The organism is Sporolactobacillus terrae (genome assembly GCF_019930545.1).
Lineage (GTDB): Bacteria > Bacillota > Bacilli > Bacillales > Sporolactobacillaceae > Sporolactobacillus > Sporolactobacillus terrae.
Genome location: NZ_CP082837.1, coordinates 2,330,322 through 2,356,977, shown reverse-complemented (window position 1 = coordinate 2,356,977; position 26,656 = coordinate 2,330,322). Strand labels below are relative to the sequence as shown.

Genomic DNA, 26,656 nt, shown 5'->3' with positions numbered 1-26,656 from the left:
TGCAAAATAAATGTGAAATGATAACATAAATTTTAGATTTAAAAAAGATATATTCTGACAAAAGTGGTGGGGGTGCAGGCATGTCGGAATCGAAGATAAAAGAAATCATGCTGAGTTTGCCGCAACATTTATTGAACGAGATTGATGGAATGGCAAGTCGAGACAAGATGAATCGCAGCGAATTTCTCCATCGCGCCATCAGGTTGTATCTGCGTGAGCGTAATAGGGGCTATGTCCGTGAAATTATGCGTCAGGGCTACATGGAAATGGCTAAAATTAATCTAAATCTTGCTTCTGAAGCTTTTCTTGCTGAAGAGGAGGCAGAGATCACACTGGAACGCTCCGTCAGCGGGGTGTGACCGGTGATTGTTAAACGCGGCGACGTCTACTTTGCAGATCTCTCTCCGGTTGTCGGATCGGAACAGGGCGGGGTCCGCCCCGTTCTGATCATCCAGAATGACATTGGCAATCGCTTTAGCCCAACGGTTGTTGTGGCGGCTATCACCGCCCAAATTCAAAAAGCCAAATTGCCGACTCATGTGGAGATCGATGCAAAACGGTACGGATTCGATCGCGACTCGGTTATCTTGCTTGAGCAGATCAGAACCATTGACAAGCAGCGACTGACGGATAAAATCACGCATCTAGACGAAGAAATGATGGGCCAAGTAAATAAAGCCATTCAGATCAGTCTGAGTTTGATTGACTTCTAATAGAAACTGATCAAAGATAACGATCGTGCGTCTGCTTCTGCCAAGCAGCGCCTATTTTTTTGCATCAAGATTGATTGATGTGCGGCAAATCTCGATCGAACCATGTTGTACCTCAACATGAAAAGTCGAAAAAAGCGAGGCAATGATGCGAAAAAGTAATGTATTGTCTCTATTTTTTGCCATTTGATGGAATAAATGAAATAATAAAATAAGAGACTTTTTAATATTAATATAGAAGAAAATAGAGAAGGTTAGAGAAAAAGGGGAGATAAGAAGTCCGTGCAGAACGCATGCCGGACACTAGGTCGTCGCAACTAAGGCTCAGCCGGTGCCTAAGGGCAGAACGCAGGCTTCGTTAATTTTTTTATTATGAAGATTACGAATATAAAGAAAAAAAGAGTGCGTGCACAATCATTGAACCATTCATGATGAAAGAGACTGGTTTTTGGTTACCGGAAGGGAGTGCAACGAGTGGGAACAATGGAAGATGGGCCGCAGTTAGCCACATACCGAGATCTATTGATTCGTTACATGACGCATGAATCTGAGCTGGTCATTGAGGAGAGCGAGCTGCTGAGTGATTTTCTTCAAGAACACGGGGTATCTCCAGCAGATCTTGTCGCCATGCATCTAGAGGTGATGAAACAGACGCGCACATTGGATCGTGCCACACTTCGATCAATGGAATTTCTGATTAATATGATGGCAGGCTATGGAAGAGAGTATTGGGAACATCAAGAACTTAAGCATAAACAGAAACAGCTGGACAAGGAAATTGATGTAGCTGCTGAAGTGCAAAAAGCGCTGATTGAAGGAAAGGTACCACACTGTGACTTTGCAGATATCGGTGCAATTAGTGAGCCGGCAAAAAAGATGAGCGGTGACTATTACCGCATTGTTAACGACGGTAAACGTTTGGCGGTCACGATCGCCGATATTGTCGGCAAAGGGATTCCAGCGGCCATGTGTATGTCGATGATCAAATACGCGATGGACAGTATTCCTGAGAACAAGCAGGGCGCACCTTCTTCTATCCTTGCAAATTTAAATCGAGTCGTTGCACGCAATGCGGATTCAAGCATGTTTGTGACCATGTTTTACGGTGTTTATGATCCGGTAACCCATGTATTTTCCAATTCGTCAGCCGGACATGAACCCGGTTTTTATTATTCGGCGCAGCAGGATTGTTTTTTCGACCTTGAAGCAAGGGGCATGTCGCTTGGTCTCGCACCAGGGTCCCGCTACAAAGAATACGCGCGTGTCATTGAGCCGGGCGATATGATTTTCTTGCTGACGGACGGCGTTACGGAGATTCGCAAAGATCGTGATTTTATTGAGCGGGAACACATTATTAAGCTGATCCGACGATCCATGCATCTTCCTGCCGCACGTATTGTTCGACGTGTCCTTTATGAGTTGAAGAGAATGCAGCACTTTGAACTGACCGATGATTTTACATTTATTGCGATGAAGTTTTAAGTTTCGCGTCTCTGACAAGCGGGTATTGTTCAATAAAGATATATAGCGGGGAGGAGGAGCGATATGAATTTATCGATCGAACGCGAAAATCAGAGAATAAACACGAATCGGGTTGTTGTGTCGGGAGAAATTGATGTATTCACAGCTCCTGAATTTAAGAAAAACCTGCTTCCTTTAACTGAATTAAACGGGGGAGCACTGATTTTAGATCTTAATAAAACAAATTATATGGACAGTACGGCTATCGGGGTGATTGTCGCCGCCCTTAAATCATCGGTAAAACATCACTGCAAATTCTCTGTGGTCGGGTTGACGCCGCGAATTGAGCGGCTGTTTGAGATTACCGGTTTGACCGAACTGATTGCACGAACACAGGTGGGCGGAGGGGATACAAATGAATGAAGTGAATGACGTAATTCAGCTGAGCCTTCCGGCAAAACCAGAGTTTGTCAGCATTGCACGGCTTGCAAGTTCCGGAGCGGCAAGCAGAATGGGCTTCTCATTTGATGCGATCGAGGATATTAAGGTTGCCGTATCGGAAGCCTGTACAAACGCGGTCAATCATGGTTACAAAGAAGATGAAGTAGGTCAGATTAGAATGGTGATGGACTGCGACGTCCAATCGATCACGATCACCGTCATGCATGACGGGGAAAGCTTTAATGCAAACGAAGCGCTCAAAAAGCTGCATCCAATTGATACTACTGTTGATCTTGAAGAAGTTAATGAAGGAGGTCTGGGACTCTTTTTGATCAATACTTTGATGGATCGCGTATCCATCAGCACAGAATCAGGAGTGGCCGTTCGTATGACCAAGCTTCTGACTAGAGACGGGGTGGAGCAAATTGCCGACAAAGTCTCAACAACGGACTGAAATTCAAAAGATGATCGTTGACTACCAAAACAACCCTGATGATGAACATCTGCAAACGATGATCATTAGCAACTACGAGCGTCTGGTGGGCGCACTCGCAGCAAAATTTGCTAAAAACAGCGATGTCCGTGAAGACCTCTATCAAGTGGGGATGATGGGGTTGATTGCCGCGATGAAACGGTTTGATCCATCGGTAGGCGGAAGCTTTGAGTCCTTTGCCATTCCAACGATTATCGGAGAGATCAAACGTTACATTCGCGACAAGACCTGGAGTGTTCATGTGCCAAGGCGCGTTAAAGAACTGAGTCCCAAGATCCGCAAAACAACCGAGCAATTGACGCGTGAACTGCAGCGTTCGCCGCGTATTGATGAGATTGCAGACGCGGTCGGCGAAAGCGAAGAAGTCGTTCTTGAAACGTTGGAAATGGCTCAAGGTTATCACACCTTGTCGGTAGATTCTAAGATCGACGGCGACGCAGAAGGTTCGGCGGTAACCTTGCTGGATATAGTCGGAAAACCAGAGCAAGGCTATGAGCATGTGCACAAAAAGTTGATCTTAAGGGAAGCATTTCGCTTTCTCACCCAGCGCGAACGGGATATCTTAACCTGCACATATTTTGAAAATCTCAGCCAGAAAGAAACCGGAGAGCGGCTAGGTATTTCACAAATGCATGTATCGCGGCTGCAAAGAAATGCCTTATGCAAACTGAGAAACATACTGCCGCATAAAGAAGAAATCGGTTTGTCATCCCATAAATAGCACAGCGCGTTGACCGCTCACATCAAACGCGCTGTTTTTTTATTGCAGGAAAAGAAAGGAGGTGATTTTTGGCCACGCAAAAGACAGTGGAAATAAGAATCGGGCGCTTTTGCTCGGTTTTTTTCATTGACTCACGGTCGGTTTCCAAAACGCAGTGATTTGCTCAAACACGCGTCTCCATTTTTTGATATGATAAATGCAAAGGAGACGATCAGCATGGATGCAACAATTATACAGATCGCAAAGCAATTAAAACTGGATGCCGGCCAGGTTGCACGAACGGTGCAGCTTCTGGATGCGGACAATACGATTCCTTTTATTGCACGCTACCGTAAGGAAATGACCGGCGGGCTCGATGAAGTACAAATTGAGAAAATACAAGAATCCTATACATACAAGCAGCAACTGGCAAAACGCAAAGAAGAAGTACTCAACCGGATCGAGGAACAGGGAAAACTAACGCCTGAATTAAAACAAAAAATTAATCAAGCGTCCATTCTTCAAGAAGTTGAGGATCTCTATCTTCCGTATCGTCAAAAACGACGGACGCGCGCGCTAAAGGCTAAAGAGAAAGGGCTGGAACCACTGGCCGATTGGCTTGCATCATTACCCGTTCAGCCCATTGAACATGAAGCTGCCCGATATATTTCTGGGGAAAAGCATGTGGCTTCTGTAGAGGAAGCGCTTCAAGGTGCAAGAGATATTCTTGCGGAACGTGTCTCCGAACATGCTGAACTTCGCGCACTTGCCCGAAAACGTACACTCGCGCAGGGCACGGTGCATGTTCAAGCCAAGCATCCTGAACTTGATCCGAAAAACGTGTATGCCAATTACTATGATTATGAAGAACGCATCCAAGGCATCGTGCCACATCGTATTCTTGCGGTCAATCGCGGCGAAAAAGAAGACATCTTGAAAGTCGCGATTGAATCACCTGAGAACACTATTCTTCCGTCCGTTCTGCGTGCATTAAACCCAGGGAAAAAGACTACGGCTGCTCAGCAGCTAAAGGAATGCGCGGAAGACGCTTACCGGCGGTTGATCGCTCCAGCAACCGCGCGAGAGATCAGACAAGCACTCACAGAGAAAGCAGAAAAACAAGCCATTCACATCTTTGCGGAAAATTTGCGCGGGTTGCTGCTGCAGCCACCTTTAAAGGAACGGACGGTACTTGGCGTGGATCCTGCTTATCGAACCGGTTGTAAGCTGGCTGTTGTTGATCCTACAGGCAAAGTGCTCGCTATTTCCTTGATCCATCCAACACCGCCCAAGTCCGATAAAGAAGGAGCGAGGCGGACGGTTTTGCAGCTAATTGACCAATATAAGATTGATATCATTGCGATCGGCAACGGTACAGCATCACGCGAAACGGAAGCATTTATTGCTGAAACGCTGAAGCAGGTCAACGGGCGCAAACTTTTCTATATGATTGTTAATGAAGCAGGTGCCAGTGTGTATTCAGCATCGAAACTCGCGCGTGAGGAATTTCCTGATCTGCATGTCGAAGAGCGGAGTGCGGTATCCATTGCGCGGCGTCTACAAGATCCGCTTGCAGAGCTGGTGAAAGTGGATCCGAAATCAGTCGGAGTCGGCGAATACCAGCACGATGTATCACAGAGAGATCTAGCCAAATCACTGCAGTTTGTTGTTGAGACGGTGGTGAATCAGGTCGGTGTTAATGTCAATACGGCATCGTCACAATTGCTTCAATACGTGGCAGGACTCTCAAAAACAGTGGCAGCGAATGTGGTTGCAGAACGGGAAAAAAGGGGCAGGTATACCGATCGTAGTCAGCTTAAAAAGGTACCGCGTTTAGGTGCGCGGGCATTTGAACAAGCCGCAGGATTTCTGCGCGTTGGCGGTGGAGACAATCCGTTTGATAATACTCCCATTCACCCGGAAAGCTATGAAGTAGCAGGCAGGCTGCTTGCCAAGGTTGGAGGCACGACGGAGAAAATCGGCTCAAGCGGATTGGCGGATAAACTTAAAGCGATGGATCTAGCGAAAACAGCAGCGGAACTCTCAGTTGGCGAGCCGACTTTGCGCGATGTAGCCGAAGCACTGATTCGGCCGGGGCGTGACCCGCGTGATGATTTAAAAAAACCACTTTTAAAAACGGATGTATTGAAAATGGAGGATTTAAGACCAGGCATGCAGCTTGAAGGAACGGTCCGCAATGTGGTTGACTTCGGTGCTTTTGTCGATATTGGTGTCAAACAAGACGGGCTTGTACATCTGTCAAAACTAGCTGAACGGTTTGTGCGCCATCCATTAGATGTCGTTCGAGTCGGCGAGATCGTCACTGTTTGGGTTGAACAGGTGGATGCAGACAAGGGACGTATTTCTTTAACGATGGTAGCGCCAAAAGAAAGAATCATGCCTTAATGTGCCTGTGGAGGTGGTCAAATGACCAATGAAGAACTTCAAAAAATGGTGGAGCAGATATCCCTAGACAGTTTTCATCGGCCGTTTCTTCATCGCGCTATTTTTAATCCAAGACTGCGCACTACAGGCGGACGCTACTTGCTGATTACGCACGGCTTGGAATTTAACAATCGTCAGTTGCAGCACTTTGGTATTGAATCGTTTGTTAAGATTATCAAACATGAACTCTGCCACTACCATCTTCACTTGTTGGGGATGGGCTATCGTCACCGAGACGCCGACTTTCGCATGCTGCTTGCAAAGGTCGGCGGTTCGCGGTACTGCGAAGCAATCCCTCATGCACGCACGCGTTCAAGCGTACGCTATGATTACCAGTGTGCGGTTTGCGGCGCCCATTTTAAGAGAAAAAGAAAACTTGATACAAAACGTTATGTTTGCGGCACTTGTGGGGGCAGCATCCGTCTAATAAGTAAGCGACGGATCAATTAATAAAAAAGTTTAAAAAAAGGGTTGACTAGGTATTTGATTCTGTGGTAAATTATTTAAGTCGTCAAGAGGACATGCTGATGAAAGCGACCGATTAAAAGAACTTTCGAAGCACTGTTGACAAATGAATTATCACAGTGTAGAATAGCCTATGCATTTGTTTTTAAAACCACTTATTCCACAGTAGCTCAGTGGTAGAGCAATCGGCTGTTAACCGATCGGTCGTAGGTTCGAATCCTACCTGTGGAGCCATATGGAGAAGTACCCAAGTTGGCTGAAGGGGCTCCCCTGCTAAGGGAGTAGACGGTGTAAATCGTGCGAGGGTTCGAATCCCTCCTTCTCCGCCATTAATTTGGCCCGTTCGTCAAGTGGTTAAGACACCACCCTTTCACGGTGGGTTCATGGGTTCGAATCCCGTACGGGTCACCATTTTAAATAAAATATATGAGGATCCGTGGTGTAGGGGTTAACATGCCTGCCTGTCACGCAGGAGATCGTCGGTTCAAATCCGATCGGATCCGCCATTATAAATGATACATGTAATTGATATTCAGCTATAAACGATTTATGTTATGATACATAATTGTTTTTGGCCCATAGCCAAGCGGTAAGGCAACGGTTTTTGGTGCCGTCATGCGCTGGTTCGAATCCAGCTGGGCCAGCCACATGAGCCACTAGCTCAGGGGTAGAGCATCTGACTTTTAATCAGAGGGTCGAAGGTTCAAATCCTTCGTGGCTCATTTTAGCGGGTGTGGCGGAATTGGCAGACGCGCTAGATTTAGGATCTAGTGTTTTCCAACGTGGGGGTTCGAGTCCCTTCACCCGCACCATTTATATATGCGGTCGTGGCGGAATGGCAGACGCGCTAGCTTGAGGGGCTAGTGGAGGCAACTTCGTGGAGGTTCGAGTCCTCTCGACCGCACCATTTAATTTAATATGCGCCCTTAGCTCAATTGGATAGAGCGTCTGACTACGGATCAGAAGGTTAGGGATTCGACTTCTCTAGGGCGCATTGATTTATCGGGAAGTGGCTCAGCTTGGTAGAGCATCTGGTTTGGGACCAGAGGGTCGCAGGTTCAAATCCTGTCTTCCCGACCATCTTTTGCGGGTGTAGTTTAGTGGTAAAACAAGAGCCTTCCAAGCTCTGGTCGTGGGTTCGATTCCCATCACCCGCTCCATTATATCTATGGGCCTATAGCTCAGCTGGTTAGAGCGCACGCCTGATAAGCGTGAGGTCGGTGGTTCGAGTCCACTTAGGCCCACCATTATTATTATTATTAATATTCATTTATATGAATGTTCCTTGAAAACTGAACAAAAGCCAAGCGTGAATAGAGGGTTTTAAACCCCATAATCAATTCAATTTGCTATGGATCATAGCTTCCACAGGATGTGGTGACTTCTGCGTTGTGCACAGGACGTGCACGCCCTTAGCAGAAGTTCCTCTCCTTGGGAGTACGACAAGAAGTACAATAGTAAGTAAACAGTAAACTTTTTGGAGAGTTTGATCCTGGCTCAGGACGAACGCTGGCGGCGTGCCTAATACATGCAAGTCGAGCGCACAGAAGGGAGCTTGCTCCTGGACGTGAGCGGCGGATGGGTGAGTAACACGTGGGCAACCTGCCTGTAAGACGGGGATAACTTCGGGAAACCGGAGCTAATACCGGATAATCCCTCGCGCCGCATGGTGCGAGGTTGAAAGATGGTTTCGGCCATCACTTACAGATGGGCCCGCGGTGCATTAGTTAGTTGGCGGGGTAACGGCCCACCAAGACTGCGATGCATAGCCGACCTGAGAGGGTGATCGGCCACATTGGGACTGAGACACGGCCCAAACTCCTACGGGAGGCAGCAGTAGGGAATCTTCCACAATGGACGAAAGTCTGATGGAGCAACGCCGCGTGAGCGAAGAAGGTTTTCGGATCGTAAAGCTCTGTTGCCGGAGAAGAACGAGTGCCAGAGGAAATGCTGGTGCTGTGACGGTATCCGGCCAGAAAGCCACGGCTAACTACGTGCCAGCAGCCGCGGTAATACGTAGGTGGCAAGCGTTGTCCGGAATTATTGGGCGTAAAGCGCGCGCAGGCGGCTTCTTAAGTCTGATGTGAAATCTTGCGGCTCAACCGCAAAAGGTCATTGGAAACTGGGGAGCTTGAGTGCAGAAGAGGAGAGTAGAATTCCACGTGTAGCGGTGAAATGCGTAGAGATGTGGAGGAATACCAGTGGCGAAGGCGGCTCTCTGGTCTGTTACTGACGCTGAGGTGCGAAAGCATGGGGAGCAAACAGGATTAGATACCCTGGTAGTCCATGCCGTAAACGATGAATGCTAGGTGTTAGGGGGGTCCAACCCCTTAGTGCTGAAGTTAACACATTAAGCATTCCGCCTGGGGAGTACGACCGCAAGGTTGAAACTCAAAGGAATTGACGGGGGCCCGCACAAGCAGTGGAGCATGTGGTTTAATTCGAAGCAACGCGAAGAACCTTACCAGGTCTTGACATCCTCTGACAAGTCTAGAGATAGGCCGTTCCCCTTCGGGGGACAGAGTGACAGGTGGTGCATGGTTGTCGTCAGCTCGTGTCGTGAGATGTTGGGTTAAGTCCCGCAACGAGCGCAACCCTTGATCTTAGTTGCCAGCATTAAGTTGGGCACTCTAAGGTGACTGCCGGTGACAAACCGGAGGAAGGTGGGGATGACGTCAAATCATCATGCCCCTTATGATCTGGGCTACACACGTGCTACAATGGGCGGTACAAAGGGCAGCGAAACCGCAAGGTCAAGCGAATCCCATAAAGCCGCCCCCAGTTCGGATTGCAGGCTGCAACTCGCCTGCATGAAGCCGGAATTGCTAGTAATCGCGGATCAGCATGCCGCGGTGAATCCGTTCCCGGGCCTTGTACACACCGCCCGTCACACCACGAGAGTTTGTAACACCCGAAGTCGGTGTGGGAACCTTTATGGACCCAGCCGCCGAAGGTGGGACAAATGATTGGGGTGAAGTCGTAACAAGGTAGCCGTATCGGAAGGTGCGGCTGGATCACCTCCTTTCTAAGGAAACGATCAATAGCGAACGCTTGGTCTTTTGTTTGGTTTTGAAGGAAGCATTCCTTCACCGGCGAGCCGAAAGGCAGCCATGAACCTTGAAAACTGGATAACGAAAACAAGCAACAAAGTCAAGAAACATCCAAAATGATTATTCAATTGATCTTTCGATCAAGCGACGAATCATAAATGGCATGTGCTAGGAGCAAGAAGATCGAGGAAGCGTCGTTTCCGAGAACCGGAATGTAACTTCCACAGGAAGTGGTGACTTCTGCGTTGTGTACAGGACGTACACGTTTTTAGCAGAAGTTCCTTAATTACATGAGGATCACAGGGAACAAGCTGACGAAGAGATTCGCCGCTCATCGCGCATGCAGTGGTTAAGTTATAAAGAGCGCACGGTGGATGCCTTGGCACTGGGAGCCGATGAAGGACGGAACGAACGCCGATACGCTTCGGGGAGCTGTAAGTAAGCTTTGATCCGAAGATTTCCGAATGGGGGAACCCGCTATCCTGAACGGATAGCATGCTCTGCTGAATCCATAGGCAGAGTAAGGCAGACCCGGGGAACTGAAACATCTCAGTACCCGGAGGAAGAGAAAGCAAATGCGATTTCCTGAGTAGTGGCGAGCGAAAGGGAAACAGCCCAAACCAAAGGGCTTGCCCTTTGGGGTTGTAGGACACTCCGCATGGAGTTACAAATGTACGTTTCAGGCGAACGACCTGGAAGGGTCGGCCAGAGAAGGCAAACGCCCTGTAGCCGACGGAACGTACACTCCGGAGTGGATCCTGAGTACGGCGGGACACGAGAAACCCCGTCGGAATCCGGGAGGACCGTCTCCCAAGGCTAAATACTCCCCAGTGACCGATAGTGAACCAGTACCGTGAGGGAAAGGTGAAAAGCACCCCGGAAGGGGAGTGAAAGAGATCCTGAAACCGTGTGCTTACAAGTAGTTGGAGCCCCCTTCGGGGGTGACAGCGTACCTTTTGTAGAATGGACCGGCGAGTGACGATTCTAAGCAAGGTTAAGCTGAAGAGGCGGAGCCGCAGCGAAAGCGAGTCTGAATAGGGCGAATGAGTTTAGGGTTGTCGACCCGAAACCGTGTGATCTACCCATGTCCAGGGTGAAGTTCAGGTAACACTGAATGGAGGCCCGAACCCACGCATGTTGAAAAATGCGGGGATGAGGTGTGGGTAGGGGTGAAATGCCAATCGAACACGGAGATAGCTGGTTCTCCCCGAAATAGCTTTAGGGCTAGCCTCGGATGAGTGAGACTTGGAGGTAGAGCACTGATTGAATAAGGGGTCCCCACAGGATTACCGAGTTCAGTCAAACTCCGAATGCCAAGCCCTTACGTCCGGGAGTCAGACGGCGAGTGATAAGATCCGTCGTCGAAAGGGAAACAGCCCAGACCGCCGACTAAGGTCCCTAAGTTTGTGCTAAGTGGGAAAGGATGTGACGTTGCCCAGACAACCAGGATGTTGGCTCAGAAGCAGCCACCATTTAAAGAGTGCGTAATAGCTCACTGGTCGAGTGGCGTCGCGCCGAAAATGTAACGGGGCTAAGCACAGCACCGAAGTCGCGGATGACCGTCAGGTCATGGTAGGGGAGCGTTCCAAGGGCATTGAAGATGTGCCGTGAGGCATGTTGGAGCGTTTGGAAGTGAGAATGCCGGTATGAGTAACGAAAAGAGAAGTGAGAATCTTCTCCGTCGAAAGCCTAAGGGTTCCTGAGGAAGGTTCGTCCGCTCAGGGTTAGTCGGGGCCTAAGCCGAGGCCGAAAGGCGTAGGCGATGGACAACAGGTTGATATTCCTGTACCAGCGTTTCACGTTTGAGTGATGGGGGGACGCAGGAAGGTAAGGCGAGCGCACGGATGGAAGCGTGCGTTCAAGCCGTGAGGCTTGCAGCGAGGCAAATCCCGCTGCTTGTGGCCAAGCGGTGATGAGGAGGGAACTTAAGTACCGAAGCGCCTGATCCTACACTGCCAAGAAAAGCCTCTAGCGAGTGAAACGGTGCCCGTACCCAAACCGACACAGGTGGGCAAGAAGAGAATTCTAAGACGCTCGGGAGAACTCTCGTTAAGGAACTCGGCAAAATCACCCCGTAACTTAGGGAGAAGGGGTGCTCGAAGGACCTTCGGGTCCGGAGAGCCGCAGTGAAAAGATCCAAGCGACTGTTTACCAAAAACACAGGTTTCTGCTAAACCGTAAGGTGATGTATAGGGGCTGACACCTGCCCGGTGCTGGAAGGTTAAAAGGAGAGGTTATCCCTTCGGGGAGAAGCTTTGAATTGAAGCCCCAGTAAACGGCGGCCGTAACTATAACGGTCCTAAGGTAGCGAAATTCCTTGTCGGGTAAGTTCCGACCCGCACGAAAGGTGTAACGATTTGGATACTGTCTCAACGAGAGACCCGGTGAAATTATAGTACCTGTGAAGATGCAGGTTACCCGCGACAGGACGGAAAGACCCCATGGAGCTTTACTGCAGCTTGATATTGGATGTGGGTATCGTTTGTACAGGATAGGCAGGAGCCTTGGAAGCCGGACCGCTAGGTTCGGTGGAGGCATCGGTGGGATACTGCCCTGACGATATCGACATTCTAACCCTGAACCGTGATCCGGTTCGGAGACAGTGTCAGGCGGGCAGTTTGACTGGGGCGGTCGCCTCCTAAAAGGTAACGGAGGCGCCCAAAGGTTCCCTCAGAATGGTTGGAAATCATTCGCAGAGTGTAAAGGCACAAGGGAGCTTGACTGCGAGACCTACAAGTCGAGCAGGGACGAAAGTCGGGCTTAGTGATCCGGTGGCACCGCATGGAAGGGCCATCGCTCAACGGATAAAAGCTACCCTGGGGATAACAGGCTTATCTCCCCCAAGAGTTCACATCGACGGGGAGGTTTGGCACCTCGATGTCGGCTCATCGCATCCTGGGGCTGAAGTAGGTCCCAAGGGTTGGGCTGTTCGCCCATTAAAGCGGTACGCGAGCTGGGTTCAGAACGTCGTGAGACAGTTCGGTCCCTATCCGTCGCGGGCGTAGGAAATTTGAGAAGAGCTGTCCTTAGTACGAGAGGACCGGGATGGACACACCGCTGGTGTACCAGTTGTTCCGCCAGGAGCATACGCTGGGTAGCTATGTGTGGACGGGATAAGTGCTGAAAGCATCTAAGCATGAAGCCCCCTTCAAGATGAGATTTCCCATGATTTTAATCAGTAAGACCCCTTAGAGATGATGAGGTTGATAGGTCTGGAGTGGAAGCACGGTGACGTGTGAAGCGGACAGATACTAATCGGTCGAGGACTTAACCCAAAACAAACAATTGGATGAATGACTTTGAAGTTTTCGTTACCGGTTTTGAAGGCTCGTGAGAGCCGGTTTAAGTCTGGCGGTTATAGCGAAGAGGTCACACCCGTTCCCATCCCGAACACGGTCGTTAAGCTCTTCTGTGCCGATGGTAATTGGGGGCTGTCCCCCTGTGAGAGTAGGTCACTGCCAGGCAAAGCGATCAACACGCGTTTCTCAGAAATTGAGAGACGCGTGTTTTTTTGACAGGATAAGAAAGTATAGGATTTTGCCCCGTCTTCAAACCAATAGACCAGTGTCTTGGCCAAGAATCAAAGCGGAGGGGCTCTGGCGCCTGCGGGAACAGCGTGCCAGCGAGACCCCGCAGATTCCTGGCCTGTCTGAGGAGGCTCGCGGTGCGCCCGCGGCAAGCGAGTAACCGAAGCGGCGATTCAGCGCCGAAAAGACACGAGCCCATCAAACATGGTTGGAGATTAGGGACCGGGCGCTTTTTGCCTTAATTAAATGTTGCTTTTTTAAGGGGAAACTTCCTTTGTCGATGTTCCCCGTTATGATTCAACAAACGAAGGAATCATAGATCTGCAAATGAGCAATCCGTTAATTTTTTCAATGTCTCTGTTTATTAATTTGCGTATTAAATTGCTGCTGCCCTGGACGGACTTTTGCAAGAGCGTTCATGACATCAATCCACGCTTTTTGATGATTTGATCCGAGAGAGTCAAAGATTGTCTTCATCTGTTCTCTTTGTACATGGCTAAGTTTACTTTCAAGCTGCTTTCCTTGCTCCGTCAGATAGAGCAGTTTGTAGCGTTTATCGTAATCTGCCTGAACCATCTTGATCAGATTTTTTTCAGATAAGAGTCTGAGCGGTGTATTGAGTGCTTGCTTTGAAACTTCGAGGATCGAAAGAAGGTCATTCACGGTGATCCCTGGGACTTGAGCAATAAAAAAAAGAATGCGGTGGTGCACACGCTGTATACCATACTTTTCAATGATTTGGTCTGGTTTCTCGGTAAAGGTTCTGTATCCGAAATAGAAAAGCATGAGAACCTTGTTTAGCTGCTGTTCTTCCTCATTCACGTTTTTCTAACTCCTTTCGTACTGATTTAGTAGTATAGCATAAAAGGAGGACCGATGTCGCACATAATTTTAAAATAGGACAACATGGTTGACTTGTTAAAATGCTCAGTCTATACTTTCTATAAAGGTCAATAGTATTGACCTAATACTCTTTCATAAATTTTTAAAGTGAGGGGATAGGAAGAAATGCGTACAACGTACACAATTGGGCGTTATTTGGTCGACAGATTAGGTGAACTTGGCATTCGACACATTTTTGGTGTGCCCGGGGATTACAATCTTTCGTTTCTTGATAAAATTATTGAGCATCCGGCACTTGAATGGGTAGGAAACTGTAACGAATTGAACGCGGCTTATGCTGCGGATGGTTATGCGCGCATCCATGGTATTGCTGCATTGGTCACAACATTCGGCGTTGGCGAACTCAGTGCAGTGAACGGAATTGCTGGATCACGAGCTGAACAGGTGCCCGTAGTTAAAATTACAGGCTCTCCTGCATCAAAGGTTGCAGAAGAAGGTCGTCTTGTTCACCATACATTAGGTGATGGCGAGTTTAATCATTTTTCGAAAATGTACAAAGAGGTCACGGCCGCTCAAACAACTCTGACAGCAGAGAATGCAACAGAAGAAATTGACCGGGTACTAAGAACTTGCTGGTACGAGAAGGCGCCGGTTTATATCAATCTTCCGGTAGATATACATGGACTTCCGGCGAAGCAGCCAAAGGAACCGTTGCTTAAAGAAGACTCTGCAGCATCAGCAAATACGATCAGCGAAATGCTCGAAACGCTCATCCCTGTGATTGAAAAGGCAAAGTCACCAGTCATTTTGGCAGATTATCAAGTCTCTCGGTTTCATGTTGAAGAAGCATTGAAACGTTTTGTGGAAGCGACTGGGTTCCCTATCGCAACACTGAGCATGGGGAAGGGTGTCTTTAATGAAGAACATCCTCAATTTATTGGTGTCTATAGCGGAAAAACAAGTCCTGATTATTTGCGAAATCGGATTGATCATGCAGACTGCATGATAAGTATTGGGGTTAAATTTACTGATTCGATTACGAGCGGTTTCTCACAAGGCTTCAAGGAAGAGTCTGTTATCCACATAGCACCTAAGGAAGTCAAATATCTGAACAAAGTTTATTCAAAAATAGCGATGGATGAATCGCTCAATCAATTGGCAGGAATGCTGAAAAAGCGTGAGGAGCAATCTCTGAATATTATCCCAGTTACAGAGCAGCAGAGAGAAGAACCTTTCTATGTGAAAGATGATCAGGCACTGACACAGAAACGTTTTTGGGAAATGATTCGACTTTTCATTCAGAAAGAAGATGTGGTTGTTGCCGATCAAGGGACTTCATTTTTTGGTGCGCAGACAGTCCCTCTTAAAGAAAATGTTACCTACATTGGACAGCCGCTATGGGGATCAATCGGCTATACATTACCAGCGACACTTGGCGCGCAGCTTGCCGATCTGTCGCGGCGCAACCTTTTGCTGATTGGTGATGGGGCATTTCAGTTAACTTTTCAAGAAATTTCAACCATGTTACGTGAAAATCTTCATCCGATCATTTTCGTGATCAATAATGACGGCTATACGGTTGAACGCTCAATCCACGGACCTGAAGCCTCATACAATGATATTAAAATGTGGCGCTATGCAGATCTTCCGGCCGCTCTCGGTGGAAACAAGAATTTTAAAAGCTACAAGACGAATACAGAAGGCGAATTTGCGGATGCCCTTAAGGATATCGCTGAATCACCGGATGTCTTGAGATTTGTTGAGGTGGTTACTCAGAAGATGGATATGCCTGAATTATTGACCACCCTCGGTAAAATTTTTGCTGCTCAGAATGACTGACGGGAATAGATTCTATAAAATTGTAATGAGAAGATGTCTCAAGAGTCCAAGGACTCTTGAGGCACCTTTTTCTATTGCGGATAAATCATGAAGACCAACATAATTTTTTAACACGGCCACTAATTAGGTACAGGTTTTAGTTGAAGCACGAAGGTTACAGACATCGCTGTGAGGAAAGAAATTGTTGTTTAATTATGGTACACTAAGTGTATATTTGGCTTGTGAAGAATGGTCATAAAGATTACCTATTCACATAAAACCATTGAAAAGGTGAACGTACATGCATCAGTGGGTGACGCATTCCCCGGAGGAAACCATGGCATTTTCTGAGTGTTTGGCGAGCTATTTGCAACCGGGCGATGTATTGACTTTGTCAGGGGACCTTGGAGCGGGAAAAACAATTTTTTCTAAAGGGATTGCCAAGGGCCTAGGCATCACAGAAATGGTGAACAGTCCAACATTTACAATTGTAAAAGAATACCACAGTGGGCGTATTGCCCTTTATCATATGGATGTGTATCGGATCAGCGATGAAGAGGATATTGGTCTGGAAGATTATTTTGAACAGGATGGGGTTACGGTTATCGAATGGGCCGAGAACATTCCCTCATGGCTTCCGAAAGACGTCTTGTCAATTGCTGTTAAGCGTGTGAATGAACAGGAGCGGATCATTACTTGCGCAGCCGGCGGTACACGATCTGAGCGTATATATGAGGAGATATCAAAAGATGAACGTATTAGCCATTGATTCATCCAATTTAGTGATGGGCGTTGCCGTGACGGCAGAGCAGAAGGTGCTAAGCGAGCTGATCACCAACAATAAGAAAAATCATTCAGAACGATTAATGCCTGCTCTTGCACAAATGGTTCAAGCGGCGGGCTTAAAGCCGTCGGAACTCGATCGGATTGTTGTGGCGGAAGGACCGGGATCGTATACGGGTTTGCGTATTGGCATAACCATTGCGAAAACGATGGCTTGGACACTAAAAAAGGAACTTGTCGGGGTTTCAAGCCTAGAGGTCGTCGCTCAGAACGGGCGCGGATTTGACGGATATGTTGCGCCGTTCTTCGATGCAAGACGTGGACAGGTCTTTGCCGGTTTATATGAGCAAAAAGACGGCAAAATGGTACAGACTGTTCCCGATCAGCTCGTCCTGATGGAGAATTGGCTCCCGGCGCTTGCAAAGCGTGAACGTCCGGTACTTTTTCTCAGTAACGATCTTGACAAATGGAGCGAGAAGCTCAGTTCCGAAGCCTTTGCAGTGCTGGGAGGCAGCACGCAGAATCTGCCGAGACCAGCAGAGCTGGCGCGAATCGGCGCAACAAAAGAACCGGTTTCTGATGTGCATCACTTTTTGCCGGTTTACCTTCGCTTAGCAGAAGCTGAAGCGAAGTGGCTGGCCAAACAGGGGCGATAAACATGCCGGATTTACGATCATTCACGATACGTCCGATGACCATGACAGATATCGATCAGGTCATGGTTGTTGAGCACAGTGCTTTTGAAGTGCCGTGGTCGCAAAGGGCATTTGAAAATGAAATGTCGAGCAATCAGTTTGCAAGCTATTTTGTTGCAGATTTTGAAGGGAAAATTATTGGCTATTGCGGTATTTGGGTCATCGTTGATGAGGCGCATATTACCAATCTGGCTGTATTGAGCGGTTATCGAGGCTATAAGGTTGGTGAATCACTGCTCCGCCACGTCATGCTCCATGCATTGTCCCAGCATGCGCACTCGGTCAGTTTAGAGGTTCGCGTCAGCAATCAAGTGGCACAGAATCTGTACCGCAAACTCGGATTTCGTGACGGAGGGATCCGCAAAAATTACTATTCAAATAACGGGGAAGATGCACTTGTGATGTGGGTGAGATTATGAAACTCAATGTAAATCAGAAAACACTAATTTTAGGTATTGAAACAAGTTGTGATGAAACGGCCGCTGCGGTCGTGGAGAACGGAACGGTGATTCGTTCGAATGCTGTTGCATCACAAATTGAGGTTCATCGCCGCTTCGGCGGAGTTGTTCCTGAAATTGCATCACGACATCATGTGGATCAAATCACCGTGATCTGCGAGGAAGCGTTGCGCAAATCCGGAGTGGCCTGGGAAGACCTTGACGGGATCGCCGTCACGCAAGGCCCCGGTTTGATCGGTGCGCTGCTTGTCGGCGTAAATGCAGCCAAGGCGCTTGCTTATGCGCATCAGCTGCCGCTTATTCCGGTGCATCATATTACCGGACATATTTACGCAAACCGAATGGTTAGTGAACTGCACTTTCCATTAATTGCACTTGTTGTTTCAGGCGGTCATACGGAACTTGTTCACATGAAAGAACATGGCGCCTATGAGGTGATCGGAACCACGAGAGATGACGCGGCCGGAGAAGCATTTGATAAGGTTGCCCGCACGCTCGGTCTGCCTTACCCGGGAGGTCCGGAAATTGATCGCTTGGCTAAGCAAGGATCTCCGGTTATTGACTTTCCGCGTGCTTGGTTGGAAGAAGGGTCACTGGACTTCAGTTTCAGCGGCTTAAAATCGGCTGTGATTAACTATGTGCATAACGAGCAGCAACGCGGCCATAAGCTGAATCATGCCGACATTGCCGCCAGCTTCCAAGAAAGCGTCAGCGAAGTCCTTGTCAAAAAGACTATGATGGCGGCCGAGCGTGTTCATGCCAAACAGATTTTGGTTGCAGGCGGGGTTTCGGCAAACAGCAAGATTCGTTCTGAAATAGAAGAGGCGGCTCGAACGCGATCGATACCGCTGACCATACCGCCGCTCTCGTTGTGCACGGATAATGCAGCAATGATTGCTGCATCGGGAACAATCGGCTTCCTCAAAGGAACGCGTGCCGATCTCTCGTTAAACGGACGTGCGAATTTGAACATTGAAGATTTTTAAGCGCGTGATTAAAACGTATAGGATGCAAAATAAAGAGCTTCAAAGGCTGTGCCTTTGAGGCTCTTTATTTTGCCGACTGGGGCGGCTTATTGATCGTTTTGGGTTTCGCTTAGCTTTTCCACAGTTCATGACCGTTTTTCCACAATAGGTGATCAATTTGCAATTTTTTAGTGCAATTGTTTCGTTGTTTTCACAAGTTAAGCACAGGTTGCGTAGGATCAACGGACGTATTTACCAATGATACACACCGAGTGCCAGATTTGAAAAAGATTTTAGAAGACTTATGCACCGGTGGATAAGTGCATGTGTAATACAGATAACCACTTATCCACAATATATGTGAATAAGTGTGGGCATAAACGGAATGATCTGGGGATAAACACATTTATTTGTGGATAAACCCCCTTCATGCTGTGGGCAACTACAAATCAGCAATCAAAGTTGTCGAGCTCCAGCTGTGCCGCTTCCCAATCCTCCATCATTTTGTTAAGCTGGGCTTCCAATTGTTCAATGGCTTCCTGAGTTTCGCGAGCTTTCTTTGTATCGCTAAACACTTCCGGCTTGAGCAATGCTTGTTGGTTTTGTTCTATCTTTTCTTCTAATGCGCTGATAGCTGCTTCCGACTGCTCGATGAAGCGGATAAGCTGACGTTTCTTCTTCTTTAGCTCTTTATCTTTTAAAAATTGGCTTTTTCCTTCCGGCGCAGCGGCTTCTTTTTGCTGCGTGGTTTCTGCTTGGTGATCAAGCGCTGCAATTTCTTGCTGCTCGGTTTTTTTATCGATGTAATAGTCATAATCGCCGAGGTATTCCGTGATCCCCTCACGCGACAACTCAAACACGCGACTGGCAAGATTGTTGATAAAGTAACGGTCATGGGATACGAATAAGATCGTTCCCGGATAGTCAATCAGCGCATTTTCCAAGACCTCTTTGCTGTCCAAATCGAGATGATTGGTCGGCTCGTCAAGAATCAGCAGGTTATCGTGGCGCATCATCAGCTTAGCGAGCATGACACGCGCCTTCTCACCGCCGCTTAATTGTGCGACCAACTTATCGGCTTCAGCTCCGGAGAAAAGGAAGCCGCCGAGTATGGTGCGAATATCTCCTTCCGGAGTCAGTGGATAATCATCCCAAAGTTCATGAAGCGCCGTTTTTGTTGGATCGAGGCTGCGCTGTTCCTGATCGTAGTAACCAATGCTAACCTTGCTCCCGAGGCGTACATCACCTGTGAGACGAGTGGCCGATCCGGCGATCGCTTTAAGGACGGTCGATTTTCCAATTCCGTTCGGTCCGACCAATGCGACACGGTCACCGCGGCTGATTCGAAAAGTCAGATCGGAAATCATCGGTGCCTGTTCTGCGTAACCAACACTGAGATTGGAAACGGCCAAGACGTCTCGGCCGCTCTGTTGCTTGATTGTGAATGAGAATTTGGCCGATTTTGCATCGCCTGTCGGCCGTTCCATCCGTTCCATCTTCTCCAATTGTTTGCGCCGGCTTTGCGCGCGTTTGGTCGTCGAGGCGCGGACGATATTTTTCTGAACAAATTCCTGCAGCTTGGCGACTTCTTTTTGCTGTTTGTCATAGGCCTTCATTTCGCTCTCGTACTCCGCTGCACGCTGTTGGAGATAGCGCGAGTAATTGCCGGTGTATTTGCGCACGCGGTGACGAGCAATTTCAAATACCTTTGTCGCAATTTTATCAAGAAAATAGCGGTCATGCGAGACAACGAGCACGCTGCCGTTATAACGCTGCAGGTAATTTTCCAGCCAAGAGAGTGTGTCGATGTCCAGATGGTTGGTCGGTTCGTCAAGGATTAGCAGATCAGGTTTCATCAGCAGCAGTTTGCCAAGCGCAAGCTGCGTCTTTTGTCCGCCGGAGAGGTTGCAGACGGGTGTATCGTCGGGGAAACGGCCGAATTTCAAGCCATTCAGCACGCTTCGGGTTTCTGCCTGATACGTAAACCCGCCTTTTGCACGGTAGTCGGCTTGGATCAGGTCATAAGATTTGAGCAGTTGTTCATAATCTTTAGGGTTTGAAAAGCTGCCGGGATCAGCCATCTGCGCCTCCATCGCGCGCATCTTCTTCTCAAGCGCGATGAGCGGACTGAAAACCGAGACCAGTTCGTCATAGATGCCACGTGTTGAGTCAAGTGTAGCATTTTGCGGCAAATAGCCCATGGTGCGATCCTTGGGCATGATCACTTCGCCGCTGTCGGCGCTTATTTTGCCGGCGATGATTTTCAGAAGCGTTGATTTTCCTGCCCCGTTTCGGCCGACAAGCGCAACACGTTCGCCGAACTGGACATCGATCGTAATAGTCGATAAAACAAGATCAGTACCAAATGATTTGCTGATCTCGCTTGTTTGTAGAAGCAGCACGGATCTTCACCTCAGACACAATTAGGAATTCGTTCAATGCAAGGCAGCGTTCAAGCGATAGACGCTTACCTTGAGTATAATAAGGATAGTTAGTTTTATTGTAGCGTACTGGTGTTTTGTTGGGCAACATAAAGGGCATGATCTGGGAAAAATGAGGCGAAAACAGTAAGGATTGTGAAATAAAGAACAAATGAATCGGTGAATATAGTATAGTTGAACGAGAAACATCCATGACGCAAATAATAATGAGATTGGACGATTGGGAGGCGAGATTCGGTCATGGCAAGCCAAACTGTACCGCAGGCGACAGCCGAGCGGCTTCCATTGTATTACCGAACCCTTCAGCAACTGGTTGCGAATGGGAAGACGCGCATCTCATCCTCGAAATTCGGTGAGCTTGTGCAAATCGATTCGACGACGATCCGTAAGGACTTTTCCTATTTTGGTGCACTGGGGAGAAAAGGCTACGGCTACGATACGCAATATTTAATGGATTTTTTAAAAAAGACGCTGTACCAAGATGAACTCAATCGCGTGATCCTGATTGGTGTCGGTCATTTGGGTACGGCGCTGCTCAACCATAATTTTCTAAAGAATAATAATACGCAAATTGTACGCGCTTATGATGTTGATCCGAAAAAGATCGGTACAAAGGTGAGCGGGACAAAAGTATTTGCGATGGATGAACTTGCAGCGAACGACCATCATGAGATTGTCGCCGCAATTCTAACCGTTCCGGCAGCTCATGCTCAAGAAGCGGCAGAGAAGGCATTGGCCTCAGGAATTCGCGGATTCTTGAATTTTTCGCCAACGACCTTAAACCTTCCTGAGAATGCCTATGTCCGTCATGTCGATATGACGGTTGAACTTCAAGCACTGATCTACTTTCTGAATCATTCAATGGAAACAAAGAATTCTTAAAGATTAAGTGGTAAAATACAGGTGAAACCTTGACGACGTGAAACATGAAGCGAGAGTAATGCGTTTTATCCGATCAGGTTCAAAGATAAGGTGGAATGAAACAATGATTCAATTAAAATCAGTTAATGAAATTGCTGAGATGAAAAAATCCGGTCAATTGCTGGCCCGCGCCCATCAGCACATTAAATCAATGATTCGTCCCGGAACAACAACGTGGGAGATCGAGGAATTCGTGAACGACTTTCTTGAAAAAAACGGCGCTATTCCTGAAGAGAAGGGCTTCGAAGGTTATCAATTTGCGACTTGCGCGTCGGTAAATGATGAGATCTGCCATGGCTTTCCCAACAAAAAGCCACTGAAAAAAGGTGACATTGTCACCATTGACATGGTGGTTAATCTGAACGGCGCGATGTCCGATTCAGCCTGGAGCTATGCGGTTGGAGAAATTTCCGATGAAGCGCAGCACCTACTTGAAACAACGGAAAAATCGCTGTATAAAGGCATTGAACAAGCGGTTGTCGGCAATCGTCTCGGCGATATCGGCTACGCGATTCAAAGCTATGCGGAGGCAGAAGGGCTCAGCGTTGTCCGCGAATTTGTCGGGCATGGTATCGGACCGACGATGCACGAAGATCCGCCCGTTGCCCATTACGGGCGTCCTGGACGCGGTTTGCGCCTGCGTGAAGGGATGACGATCACGATTGAGCCAATGCTCAATACCGGTGACTGGCACGCGAAGGTTGATTCAAACGGTTGGACCGCGCGAACGGTTGACGGTTCCTTGTCTGCACAGTATGAACATACGCTTGCGATTACGAAGAACGGTCCGGAAATTCTGACCAGCCTCGACGAAGCATAAAAACGTGTACTAGAAAAACGGAGTCCCAGATCGGGGCTCCGTTTTTCTCGCAGGATAATAAACATTCATGACCCGCTTGGGGGGGCGCGGGACACCGCCGGAATGAAAATACCCTTGAGATAAAGCGTCTAACTTGTATTTACGTACAAAGTATAAGATTTTTGGTCATGCAAAAGACCGTGCATCAACGCGCAGATGCGAGACGCCGCGGATTCCTGCCTGTCTGAGAAGGCTCGTGGTGCGCCCGCGGCAAGCGAGTAACCGAAGCGACGATTCAGCACCGAAAAGACGCGAACCCATCGCACAGGGCTGGAGTTCAGAGCAGCCAGTGAATCCATCCGGTTGTATTGGTCAGCTGAACGTTCATCGTAAGCAGGACAACGATCGTATTCATCGCCGCGTGCATGAACATGGTCACCCAAATTCGGCCGGTTTTATGATAGGCATAACAAAGAAAGAAGCCGATCACAAAATAGATAAGCAGATGCGAAAAGTCAAAGTGACCGGCGGCGAAGACTAGCGAACTGATCACAGCGGAAAAAATAAAGCCGATCACTTTTTTTAGACTTCCGAAGAGAATTTTACGAAAGACGATTTCTTCAAGTATCGGGCCGATGACACTAACGGCGAAAATAAAAAGCGGCGCAGTTTTCGCCATTTTAACGATGCCGGCTGTATGTTCAGATGACAGCGGCTGACCAAGAATCAGATTGTTGATCAGCACAGCAGCGATCTGCAACACATAGAGAATGAAGATGCCGCAAATTGCCCAGGCGATCGACTCCCCCCAAGACGCGCGCATGCTCCGCTCCATCCGGCGCTCCGGAAGCAGCAGCAGACCGATAATGATGACGGTCACAAAAAAGACGGCAGTGTACGTATTTATGTATGCGGTACTTTGATGCGCACTCGGAAACCAGGGAAACAGCGGTGATAGAACACAGGCGAAATAAACAAAAACAACTAGGATGTAGCGTAAAAGCAAGTCCGGACACCTCATATTCTTAAGTATCGTTTCAAACGTTTGTGGCAATGCTGATGACATGATTTTCACGAAGACTTATTGTCCTATTTTAACATAGCTTCTTTTCTATTTCTTTTTCCCCGTTTTCTCATTTTTTACTGCGCAAATATTTTTAAGGAAAAACTTGCAAATCTATATGGAATTGATTATTATATTAAATGGATTAGCACTCAGGTGCATGGAGTGCTAACAAAGTACTTTACTTAACATTTTTAAGGAGGGTATTTCAACATGTTAAAGCCATTGGGTGATCGTATTGTGATCGAACCACAAGAAAAAGAAGAGAAGACTGCAAGCGGTATTGTACTTCCTGACTCGGCTAAAGAGAAGCCGCAAGAAGGCCGCATCGTTGCTGTTGGTGCCGGCAAGGTATCGGACAAAGGCGAACGCATCGCTTTGGATGTAAAAGAAGGAGAAAAAGTAATCTTTTCAAAATATGCAGGAACAGAAGTAAAATATGACGGCAAGACGTATCTCGTTGTCCGTCAGGATGATGTTCTTGCAGTAATCGGCTGATTGTCTGACAGATTGTACGTTGAAAAGATTTTTTGATCGCATTTACATTAGGAGGGACTATTCACAATGGCAAAAGATATTAAATTTGGTGAAGAAGCGCGCCGCTCAATGCTGCGCGGGGTCGACGTATTGGCTAATGCGGTTAAAGTAACGCTTGGACCGAAAGGCCGCAACGTTGTCCTTGACAAAAAATACGGCTCACCGCTGATCACTAATGACGGTGTAACCATTGCAAAAGAAATCGAACTCGAAGATAAATTTGAAAACATGGGTGCGCGTCTCGTATCCGAAGTTGCCAGCAAAACAAACGACGTTGCCGGTGACGGTACAACAACCGCTACGGTTCTGGCTCAGTCGATGATTCGCGAAGGCTTGAAGAACGTTGCTTCCGGCGCAAACCCAATGGGTATCCGCCGCGGAATTGAAAAAGCAACGCAGGCTGCCGTTGAAGGCTTGAAAGAAATTTCAAAACCAATCGAAGGCAAAGCATCGATTGCACAAGTTGCCGCAATCTCTGCTGCTGACGAAAAAGTCGGCGAACTGATCGCCGAAGCGATGGAAAAAGTCGGCAATGACGGCGTAGTAACGCTTGAAGAATCCAAAGGTTTTGCAACGGAACTAGACGTGGTTGAAGGGATGCAATTCGATCGCGGTTACGCTTCCGCATACATGGTGACCGACCAAGACAAGATGGAAGCTGTTCTTGACAACCCATACATCTTAATCACCGACAAGAAGATCTCCAACATTCAGGAAATCCTGCCGGTTCTTGAAAAGGTTGTACAACAAGGCAAACCAATGTTGATTATTGCTGAAGACGTTGAAGGCGAAGCCCTGGCAACGCTCGTACTGAACAAACTGCGCGGGACATTCAACGTTGTTGCGGTTAAGGCTCCTGGCTTCGGCGATCGCAGAAAAGCAATGCTCGAAGACATCGCTGTATTGACTGGCGGTCAAGTGATCACGAGCGACCTCGGTCTTGAACTGAAAGAAACAACGGTTGACCAACTTGGAACAGCAGGCAAAGTCATCGTAACCAAAGAAAACACGACGGTTGTTGAAGGCGCAGGCGCACCGGATAAGATCGCCGGCCGTGTCAGCCAAATCAAAGCACAATTGGAAGAAACCACTTCTGATTTCGATAAAGAAAAACTGCAAGAACGTCTGGCTAAATTGTCCGGCGGTGTCGCAGTGATCAAAGTCGGTGCGGCAACCGAAACTGAACTGAAAGAACGCAAACTGCGTATCGAAGACGCATTGAACTCGACACGCGCTGCAGTTCAGGAAGGGATTGTAGCCGGAGGCGGTACAGCACTTGCCAATGTCATCAAGAATGTTAAGGCACTGGAGGCTGAAGGCGATGAACAGACCGGAATCAACATCGTTGTTCGCGCGCTTGAAGAACCAGTACGCCAAATCGGTGAAAACGCGGGCCTCGAAGGCTCGATCATCGTTGAAAAACTGAAAGCTCAAGAAGCCGGTATCGGCTTTGACGCTGCCAAAGGCAATTGGGTAAACATGATTGAAAACGGAATTGTCGATCCAACGAAGGTCACGCGTTCTGCACTGCAAAACGCAGCTTCCGTATCCGCAATGCTGCTGACCACTGAAGCAGTCGTTGCCGACAAACCGGAAGAACATGCAGAACCGCAAATGCCAGCAGGCGCACCAGGCATGGGCGGAATGGGCGGCATGATGTGATAGAACCTCAATAAATCCCTTTGCAATAGGATTTATGAGCGGTTTTCGGAAACAAAAAAGGCTAAAAAGTAGCAAAAAATCCTCATTTTATTTCAAATGAGAATCATAAAGTGATTTTACGGATACCTTTCAGATATCGATCCATCTTCTGAGAGGTATCTTTTTTCATTTTGTTGGTACGAACAAAAATCCTGGGAATGAATGTAAAGAAATACAAGTGGGAGGTGTGCAAAATAAGTTTTATCAGCAATTTTTGTTTTGATTCCTTTTTCGATCAAACCTATCCCAGATCCAATTTGCAACAGCGTAGGAAATAAGAAGGACAAGTAGAATCATTGATTCATAAGGGCCAAGGTAAGGCAGAAACAAAAATGAAAGC

At 47.8% G+C, this 26,656-nt stretch carries 20 protein-coding genes, 12 tRNA genes and 3 rRNA genes; 32 read left to right on the top strand and 3 right to left on the bottom strand.

Annotated elements, in window-relative coordinates; all coding sequences use genetic code 11:
- Positions 1–80 precede the first annotated feature (80 nt).
- The 23 genes from K7399_RS11310 to rrf all read left to right on the top strand — a co-directional run bounded on the left by K7399_RS11310 (position 81) and on the right by rrf (position 13,229).
- Positions 81–359 carry a CopG family ribbon-helix-helix protein gene (locus K7399_RS11310; protein WP_010025899.1) on the top strand — a complete coding sequence of 93 codons (279 nt, stop codon included), beginning with the start codon at positions 81–83 and terminating at the stop codon, positions 357–359.
- A 3-nt stretch (positions 360–362) separates the two neighbouring features.
- Positions 363–713, top strand: coding sequence for a type II toxin-antitoxin system PemK/MazF family toxin (locus K7399_RS11305; protein WP_010025898.1), 351 nt, complete (start codon positions 363–365; stop codon positions 711–713).
- A 480-nt stretch (positions 714–1,193) separates the two neighbouring features.
- Positions 1,194–2,192, top strand: a complete 999-nt coding sequence (locus tag K7399_RS11300) for a PP2C family protein-serine/threonine phosphatase (protein ID WP_028984086.1) — start codon at positions 1,194–1,196, stop codon at positions 2,190–2,192.
- 63 nt (positions 2,193–2,255) lie between these two features.
- Complete coding sequence (locus K7399_RS11295; protein WP_028975631.1) at positions 2,256–2,594, top strand: STAS domain-containing protein; 339 nt, start codon at positions 2,256–2,258, stop codon at positions 2,592–2,594.
- Positions 2,587–3,066 carry an anti-sigma B factor RsbW gene (gene rsbW / locus K7399_RS11290; RefSeq protein ID WP_028984087.1) on the top strand — a complete coding sequence of 160 codons (480 nt, stop codon included), beginning with the start codon at positions 2,587–2,589 and terminating at the stop codon, positions 3,064–3,066. Before K7399_RS11295 ends, rsbW begins: the two co-directional genes overlap by 8 nt.
- Positions 3,038–3,826 (top strand): RNA polymerase sigma factor SigB, encoded by a 789-nt coding sequence (sigB, locus tag K7399_RS11285; RefSeq protein ID WP_037582118.1) that lies wholly within the window; start codon positions 3,038–3,040, stop codon positions 3,824–3,826. The genes rsbW and sigB overlap by 29 nt, the downstream gene beginning before the upstream one ends.
- A 216-nt stretch (positions 3,827–4,042) precedes the next feature.
- Positions 4,043–6,211, top strand: coding sequence for a Tex family protein (locus K7399_RS11280; protein ID WP_128167159.1), 2,169 nt, complete (start codon positions 4,043–4,045; stop codon positions 6,209–6,211).
- Positions 6,212–6,232: 21 nt separating this feature from the next.
- Positions 6,233–6,700, top strand: a complete 468-nt coding sequence (locus tag K7399_RS11275) for a SprT family protein (protein ID WP_028984089.1) — start codon at positions 6,233–6,235, stop codon at positions 6,698–6,700.
- 174 nt (positions 6,701–6,874) lie between these two features.
- Positions 6,875–6,949, top strand: a tRNA-Asn gene (locus K7399_RS11270).
- A 3-nt stretch (positions 6,950–6,952) separates the two neighbouring features.
- A tRNA-Ser gene (locus K7399_RS11265) sits at positions 6,953–7,044 on the top strand.
- Positions 7,045–7,051: 7 nt separating this feature from the next.
- Positions 7,052–7,126, top strand: a tRNA-Glu gene (locus K7399_RS11260).
- Positions 7,127–7,145: 19 nt separating this feature from the next.
- Positions 7,146–7,221, top strand: a tRNA-Asp gene (locus tag K7399_RS11255).
- A 66-nt stretch (positions 7,222–7,287) separates the two neighbouring features.
- Positions 7,288–7,362 (top strand) — tRNA-Gln (locus K7399_RS11250).
- 3 nt (positions 7,363–7,365) lie between these two features.
- A tRNA-Lys gene (locus K7399_RS11245) sits at positions 7,366–7,437 on the top strand.
- A gap of 5 nt (positions 7,438–7,442) precedes the next feature.
- Positions 7,443–7,527 (top strand) — tRNA-Leu (locus tag K7399_RS11240).
- 9 nt (positions 7,528–7,536) lie between these two features.
- A tRNA-Leu gene (locus K7399_RS11235) sits at positions 7,537–7,622 on the top strand.
- Between the two features lie 13 nt (positions 7,623–7,635).
- Positions 7,636–7,709, top strand: a tRNA-Arg gene (locus K7399_RS11230).
- A gap of 9 nt (positions 7,710–7,718) precedes the next feature.
- Positions 7,719–7,795: transfer RNA gene (locus K7399_RS11225), tRNA-Pro, on the top strand.
- 6 nt (positions 7,796–7,801) lie between these two features.
- Positions 7,802–7,875: transfer RNA gene (locus tag K7399_RS11220), tRNA-Gly, on the top strand.
- 10 nt (positions 7,876–7,885) lie between these two features.
- Positions 7,886–7,962: transfer RNA gene (locus K7399_RS11215), tRNA-Ile, on the top strand.
- A 227-nt stretch (positions 7,963–8,189) separates the two neighbouring features.
- A 16S ribosomal RNA gene (locus tag K7399_RS11210) occupies positions 8,190–9,740 on the top strand.
- A 372-nt stretch (positions 9,741–10,112) separates the two neighbouring features.
- A 23S ribosomal RNA gene (locus K7399_RS11205) occupies positions 10,113–13,040 on the top strand.
- A gap of 72 nt (positions 13,041–13,112) precedes the next feature.
- Positions 13,113–13,229: ribosomal RNA gene (gene rrf / locus K7399_RS11200) — 5S ribosomal RNA — on the top strand.
- The 16S, 23S and 5S rRNA genes sit together here with 12 tRNA genes alongside, the layout of an rRNA operon.
- Positions 13,230–13,640: 411 nt before the next feature.
- On the opposite strand, the gene K7399_RS11195 is transcribed toward rrf, so the two are convergent.
- Positions 13,641–14,078, bottom strand: a complete 438-nt coding sequence (locus K7399_RS11195) for a MarR family winged helix-turn-helix transcriptional regulator (RefSeq protein WP_051575317.1) — start codon at positions 14,076–14,078, stop codon at positions 13,641–13,643.
- A 222-nt stretch (positions 14,079–14,300) separates the two neighbouring features.
- On the opposite strand from K7399_RS11195, the gene K7399_RS11190 reads away from it, so the two are divergent.
- The 5 genes from K7399_RS11190 (at position 14,301) to tsaD (ending at position 18,875) form a co-directional block, all read left to right on the top strand.
- A complete protein-coding gene (locus tag K7399_RS11190) occupies positions 14,301–15,974 on the top strand; it encodes an alpha-keto acid decarboxylase family protein (protein ID WP_128167157.1) in 1,674 nt (557 codons plus the stop codon).
- Positions 15,975–16,254: 280 nt separating this feature from the next.
- Entirely contained in the window at positions 16,255–16,722 is a 468-nt protein-coding gene (gene tsaE, locus K7399_RS11185; RefSeq protein ID WP_028984075.1) for a tRNA (adenosine(37)-N6)-threonylcarbamoyltransferase complex ATPase subunit type 1 TsaE, read from the top strand.
- Positions 16,703–17,392 (top strand): tRNA (adenosine(37)-N6)-threonylcarbamoyltransferase complex dimerization subunit type 1 TsaB, encoded by a 690-nt coding sequence (gene tsaB / locus K7399_RS11180; RefSeq protein ID WP_128167155.1) that lies wholly within the window; start codon positions 16,703–16,705, stop codon positions 17,390–17,392. Before tsaE ends, tsaB begins: the two co-directional genes overlap by 20 nt.
- Before the next feature lie 2 nt (positions 17,393–17,394).
- Positions 17,395–17,850 carry a ribosomal protein S18-alanine N-acetyltransferase gene (gene rimI / locus K7399_RS11175; RefSeq protein WP_172969021.1) on the top strand — a complete coding sequence of 152 codons (456 nt, stop codon included), beginning with the start codon at positions 17,395–17,397 and terminating at the stop codon, positions 17,848–17,850.
- Complete coding sequence (tsaD, locus tag K7399_RS11170; protein ID WP_028977641.1) at positions 17,847–18,875, top strand: tRNA (adenosine(37)-N6)-threonylcarbamoyltransferase complex transferase subunit TsaD; 1,029 nt, start codon at positions 17,847–17,849, stop codon at positions 18,873–18,875. Before rimI ends, tsaD begins: the two co-directional genes overlap by 4 nt.
- 428 nt (positions 18,876–19,303) lie before the next feature.
- Here the strand turns inward: tsaD and K7399_RS11165 are convergent, their stop codons facing one another.
- Entirely contained in the window at positions 19,304–21,256 is a 1,953-nt protein-coding gene (locus tag K7399_RS11165; protein ID WP_128167151.1) for an ABC transporter ATP-binding protein, read from the bottom strand.
- Positions 21,257–21,535: 279 nt separating this feature from the next.
- Between K7399_RS11165 and K7399_RS11160 the strand changes: the two genes are divergently transcribed.
- Entirely contained in the window at positions 21,536–22,177 is a 642-nt protein-coding gene (locus K7399_RS11160; protein WP_028984079.1) for a redox-sensing transcriptional repressor Rex, read from the top strand.
- Positions 22,178–22,280: 103 nt separating this feature from the next.
- The gene (map, locus tag K7399_RS11155) at positions 22,281–23,036 is read left to right on the top strand and encodes a type I methionyl aminopeptidase (RefSeq protein WP_128167149.1); all 756 of its coding nucleotides are present in this window, start codon (positions 22,281–22,283) and stop codon (positions 23,034–23,036) included.
- A gap of 316 nt (positions 23,037–23,352) precedes the next feature.
- Here the strand turns inward: map and K7399_RS11150 are convergent, their stop codons facing one another.
- Positions 23,353–24,021 carry a CPBP family intramembrane glutamic endopeptidase gene (locus K7399_RS11150; protein WP_051575316.1) on the bottom strand — a complete coding sequence of 223 codons (669 nt, stop codon included), beginning with the start codon at positions 24,019–24,021 and terminating at the stop codon, positions 23,353–23,355.
- A gap of 270 nt (positions 24,022–24,291) precedes the next feature.
- Between K7399_RS11150 and groES the strand changes: the two genes are divergently transcribed.
- Positions 24,292–24,576: a co-chaperone GroES gene (gene groES, locus K7399_RS11145; RefSeq protein WP_010023603.1), complete on the top strand. Its 285-nt coding sequence runs from the start codon at positions 24,292–24,294 to the stop codon at positions 24,574–24,576.
- A 66-nt stretch (positions 24,577–24,642) separates the two neighbouring features.
- Positions 24,643–26,277: a chaperonin GroEL gene (gene groL, locus K7399_RS11140; protein ID WP_028977645.1), complete on the top strand. Its 1,635-nt coding sequence runs from the start codon at positions 24,643–24,645 to the stop codon at positions 26,275–26,277.
- Positions 26,278–26,656 lie beyond the last annotated feature (379 nt).

Coding starts and splice junctions, on each gene's coding strand:
- K7399_RS11310 (WP_010025899.1), top strand. CDS start 81: ATGTCGGAATCGAAGATAAAAGAAATCATGCTGAGTTTGCCGCAACAT.
- K7399_RS11300 (WP_028984086.1), top strand. CDS start 1,194: ATGGAAGATGGGCCGCAGTTAGCCACATACCGAGATCTATTGATTCGT.
- K7399_RS11295 (WP_028975631.1), top strand. CDS start 2,256: ATGAATTTATCGATCGAACGCGAAAATCAGAGAATAAACACGAATCGG.
- rsbW (WP_028984087.1), top strand. CDS start 2,587: ATGAATGAAGTGAATGACGTAATTCAGCTGAGCCTTCCGGCAAAACCA.
- K7399_RS11280 (WP_128167159.1), top strand. CDS start 4,043: ATGGATGCAACAATTATACAGATCGCAAAGCAATTAAAACTGGATGCC.
- K7399_RS11275 (WP_028984089.1), top strand. CDS start 6,233: ATGACCAATGAAGAACTTCAAAAAATGGTGGAGCAGATATCCCTAGAC.
- K7399_RS11195 (WP_051575317.1), bottom strand. CDS start 14,078: ATGCTTTTCTATTTCGGATACAGAACCTTTACCGAGAAACCAGACCAA.
- K7399_RS11190 (WP_128167157.1), top strand. CDS start 14,301: ATGCGTACAACGTACACAATTGGGCGTTATTTGGTCGACAGATTAGGT.
- tsaE (WP_028984075.1), top strand. CDS start 16,255: ATGCATCAGTGGGTGACGCATTCCCCGGAGGAAACCATGGCATTTTCT.
- tsaB (WP_128167155.1), top strand. CDS start 16,703: ATGAACGTATTAGCCATTGATTCATCCAATTTAGTGATGGGCGTTGCC.
- rimI (WP_172969021.1), top strand. CDS start 17,395: ATGCCGGATTTACGATCATTCACGATACGTCCGATGACCATGACAGAT.
- tsaD (WP_028977641.1), top strand. CDS start 17,847: ATGAAACTCAATGTAAATCAGAAAACACTAATTTTAGGTATTGAAACA.
- K7399_RS11160 (WP_028984079.1), top strand. CDS start 21,536: ATGGCAAGCCAAACTGTACCGCAGGCGACAGCCGAGCGGCTTCCATTG.
- map (WP_128167149.1), top strand. CDS start 22,281: ATGATTCAATTAAAATCAGTTAATGAAATTGCTGAGATGAAAAAATCC.
- groES (WP_010023603.1), top strand. CDS start 24,292: ATGTTAAAGCCATTGGGTGATCGTATTGTGATCGAACCACAAGAAAAA.
- groL (WP_028977645.1), top strand. CDS start 24,643: ATGGCAAAAGATATTAAATTTGGTGAAGAAGCGCGCCGCTCAATGCTG.